The 3,961-nt window shown below is 64.9% G+C and carries 3 protein-coding genes; all 3 read left to right on the forward strand.

What is annotated here, in order from left to right; all coding sequences use genetic code 11:
• Positions 1–2,530, forward strand: a 2,530-nt coding sequence (locus tag K678_RS18045; protein ID WP_021133715.1) for a zincin-like metallopeptidase domain-containing protein, incomplete at its 5' end; no start/stop codon positions are given.
• A gap of 143 nt (positions 2,531–2,673) precedes the next feature.
• On the forward strand, positions 2,674–3,051 hold the full coding sequence (locus K678_RS17005; protein WP_021133716.1) for a plasmid mobilization protein: 378 nt from the start codon (positions 2,674–2,676) through the stop codon (positions 3,049–3,051).
• Positions 3,048–3,961, forward strand: a 914-nt coding sequence (gene traI, locus K678_RS17010; RefSeq protein WP_021133717.1) for a TraI/MobA(P) family conjugative relaxase, incomplete at its 3' end; no start/stop codon positions are given. The genes K678_RS17005 and traI, both read left to right, overlap by 4 nt.

Below are 3,961 nucleotides of genomic sequence, written 5' to 3' on the forward strand. Positions count from 1 at the left end.
TCGGGTGCGCGATGAAATCCATCTGCCGCCCAAGGGCGTGTTCGTTGGCCAGGAGGCTTATTACGCCACCTTGCTGCACGAGCTCGGCCACGCCACCGGCCATCCCTCCCGGCTTGTCCGCACTTTCGGGCCGTTCGGCTCCGAACTCTATGCCCGCGAGGAACTGAGGGCCGAAATCGCCAGCTACATGCTCGCCCGTGATCTCGGCATCTCCCACGATCCCTCCAACCACGCGTCTTATGTCGAATCCTGGCTGAAGGTCTTGCGCGACGACAAGAACGAGATCTTCCGCGCCGCCCGCGACGCCGAAACGATCAAATCCTGGGTCACCGAACCGGAGCGCCGCCCCGAGCTCGAACGCGCCGCTCAAGCCCACGCCGCCGCGATCGCTGCCACCACACAGGAGCCGGGAATGGAGAACCGGACGTTAATGCCGACCGGGACCGCGCCCGAGGTCACGCCCAACCGCCCGTCCGTCTCCGACCGGCCCCAGCTGATCGCGGTGCCTTATGCCGAGAAGGATCAGGCCAAGGCGCTCGGGGCCAAATGGGACCGTGACGCCAAATCCTGGTTCATTCCGGCGGGGCTGGACCCGGCTTTGTTTGCGAAATGGACCCAAGCCCCGGTCCAGGCTTCGGCTCAAACTCCGGTCCAGGCTCCGGAGCAGGCTCCGGAGCAGGAACCCGGAACGCTTTTCGTCGGTTGGCATACCCCGACGATTCCGGGGAAGGAATCGCTGGTCGCCATGCAGAGCGCCGGTCTTCCCTCGGGCAAGTTCATCGCGCTCGATCATCCGTTCGCGAGCCAGGCCCACGACCCCGCGACCGCGAAGGCGGTCGAGGTCCGTCTGGTCAAGGTCTTCGATCCCGAAGGGATTTTCGACCCGGCCCATATCCAACGCGACGGCGTGCTGTGGGACGCGATGGACGCCGCCCTGGATAAAGACCCCGACATTGCCAAGGCAAAGGCCCGCGGCGATTTTAACGAGTACAAGCGGCGCTTTGCCGAAGCCCAGACCAAGTTCCTCCGCAGCAAAGGCTATGAGGGGTATGTGCGCTGGATCGACGGTGTCGATCGTGAGGAAAACCCGGAAAAGGCCAATCGCGAGCTGATCGTCTTCGATCGCGAGCGGGTCAAGGAGCGCGCATCCCCCGAGCAAAGCCGAAGCTCCGCACCGGAAATGCCGAACGTGCGCCCTCCGGCCAAGGGACAGGAAACGGAAGAGCTTTATGAGATGGATGGCTCGACCTGGTGGAACCTGCGGCATCAAGAGATGCTCGAAGGGGCACAAAATGAACTGGACCTGGCGGAATGGATGCTCGATCTCGGTGACGAACCGCCTCCGGGAACCAAAATATGGATTGATGGGAGAGGAAGGCGGGTCGATCTGTTGCCCCAGCCAACCTTCCTCGCCGTACCCTTTGCCGAAAAGGAGCAGGCCAAGGCGCTCGGGGCCAAATGGGACCGCAAGGCCAAGGCGTGGTATGTCCCGGACGGGCTCGACGCGGCCGCTTTCGCCCGCTGGTCGGGCAAACCGGCCGCGCCCGCCAGCCTGTCTCCGGTCGAGGAATTTGCCGAAGCCTGCAAATCGCATGGCCTGCTGCTGAAATCGGCCCCGGTGATGGATGGGGCATGGCACCGCGTCCCGGTCGAAGGCGACCGCAAGGGCCAGATCAGCGGCTCCTATCGCGGCTTTCTGGACGGTCGCCCCTCGGGCCAGATCACCAATTATAAAGCAGGCGGCACCGTCAAATGGGTCGCGACCGGACAGGCCTTGAGCGACGAAACCCGCGCTCAGGTCCAGGCCGAAGCGGCATCGATCCGGGCCGAACGCGAGAGCCTCCGCCTCGCGGCCGCGGAGAAGGCCGCCCGTATCGCCTTCGGGGTGTGGGAGAATCTTGCAGGCAACGCCACGCCCGAACGCTCGCCCTATCTCGCCGCCAAGGGAGTCCAGGGCCACGGTGTCCGCGTCGATACCGAAGGCAAGCTGATGATCCCCGCCCGCGACGGCGAGGGCAGATTGTGGACGCTTCAGGTCATCGGTGCCGATGGCAAACGCTTCCTGAAAGAAAGCCACAAGGCGGGCACCTTCCATGTGATCGAGCCGACCGGCACCGGCACGCTCGACACCCTGTTCGCCAATCCCGGCCCGGTGCTGATCGCCGAAGGCTATGCCACCGCCGCCTCGATCTTCGAGGCGACCGGGCAGCCGGTGATCGCCGCCTTCGATTCCGGCAACCTCGCCCCGGTCGCCGAAACCATCCGCGCCCGCTATCCCGACCGCACCATAATCATCGCCGCCGATGACGACCACGCCAACCGCAACGGCAATGTCGGACTGGAGAAGGCCACCGAGGCAGCCCAGGCGGTCGGCGGGTTCGTCGTCTCGCCCCGCTTCACGTCCGAGGAAATGCTGAAGGGCCTCACCGACTTCAACGACCTGGCCCAATCACGCGGGCCAGGAGCGGTGCGTCAGGCGATCGATAGCGCTCTCGCCCGTTTGCGCGGGCTGGATCGCAGCATCGCGTAAGCGTGGGCTCTGCCCACACCCGCCAGGGGGCCGCGCCCCCTGGACCGGCGTTCATAGCGATGCTGGTCCAGGAGCCGCTGGCTCCTGGCGGGGGTCCGGGGCGCGTAGCCCCGCCTTTTATCTCCCCAATGAGAGAGTGTCCGATGAGTACCGAACGCAACCGGGTCAAAGTCTCCTTCACCGCCGACGAGCGGACCCAGGTCGATGCCCTGGCCGATCAGCTCAAGCTGTCGGTGTCCGAATTACTGCGCCGTCTGGCGCTGGGCACCCGTTTGCCCGATCCGACCGATTTCGTCGCTGCCCAGGCGATCCGCGACCTGCTGAAGATCAACGCCGATCAGGCCCGGCTTGGCAATCTGCTGAAGCTGGCGCTCGACGTCGGCGCCGATGATCTGTCGCCCGCTCATCTGGCCCGGATCGAGGGGCTGCTGGTTGAGATATCGACTGTTCAGGCGGCGCTGAAGGCCACGGTTCACGCGATCCATTACCAGCAGCACCCCCGCGCCAAGCAGCCGGAATGATCGCGAAGAAGATCGCCAAGAAACCCGAGATTCGCGACGATTACAGCCATCTTGGCCGTTACGTCGCGGCGGCGCGGGAAAAGGGCGAGAAGCTCGACCGGTTCTGGATCGTCAACTGCGATGCCGGGACCAATCTGGCCGATCTCGACACCGCCTTGATCGAGATCGAGGCGACCCGCGCCTTCAACAGTGGCTCGACCGACCGGACCTATCATCTGGTGGTGTCGTTCAACGCCGGTGAGCAGGACAAGCTGTCGCTCGCCGACCTTCAGGATATCGAGCGGGCGTTTGCCGAGGCGCTGGGCTTTGCCGACCATCAGCGGGTCGCGGGCACCCACATCAACACCGACAATTTCCATCTCCACATCGCCTACAACAAGATTCACCCCAAAACCCACCGCTGCCATACCCCGCACCGCGATTTCTTCACGCTCGACAAGGTGAAGCGGGCGATGGAGCAGAAATACGGCCTGAAGGTCGATCGCGGGATCGGAGCGGAGCCCAACCCGGTTTCGGCCAAGGCCCGCGATTACGAGGCGCGGACCTGGCAGCAATCGTTCGAGCGCCATCTGATCGAGCACAAGGCCGAGATCCTGGCGATGATCGGCACAGCCAGCTCGTGGGCGGAGGTCCACCAGGGCCTAGCTGAGTACGATGCCGAGATCCGCAAACGCGGGGCCGGGCTGGTGATCCGCCGCATCGACGGGGCCGGAGCGATCAAGGCCAGTGCGCTCGATCGCTCCTGCTCGCTGAAAAATCTGGAACAGCGGCTCGGGCCGTATCAGCCGCCAGGGCTGGAACAGAAGCCACAGCCGCGGACTCCCCGGAAACCCTATCTCGCCAAGCCGCTGACCCGTCACCCCGCCACCTCGAAGCTGTGGCGGACCTGGCGGCAGGACAAGCCGTCGGG

It is taken from the genome of Magnetospirillum fulvum MGU-K5 (assembly GCF_000442515.1).
GTDB lineage: Bacteria > Pseudomonadota > Alphaproteobacteria > Rhodospirillales > Magnetospirillaceae > Phaeospirillum > Phaeospirillum fulvum_B.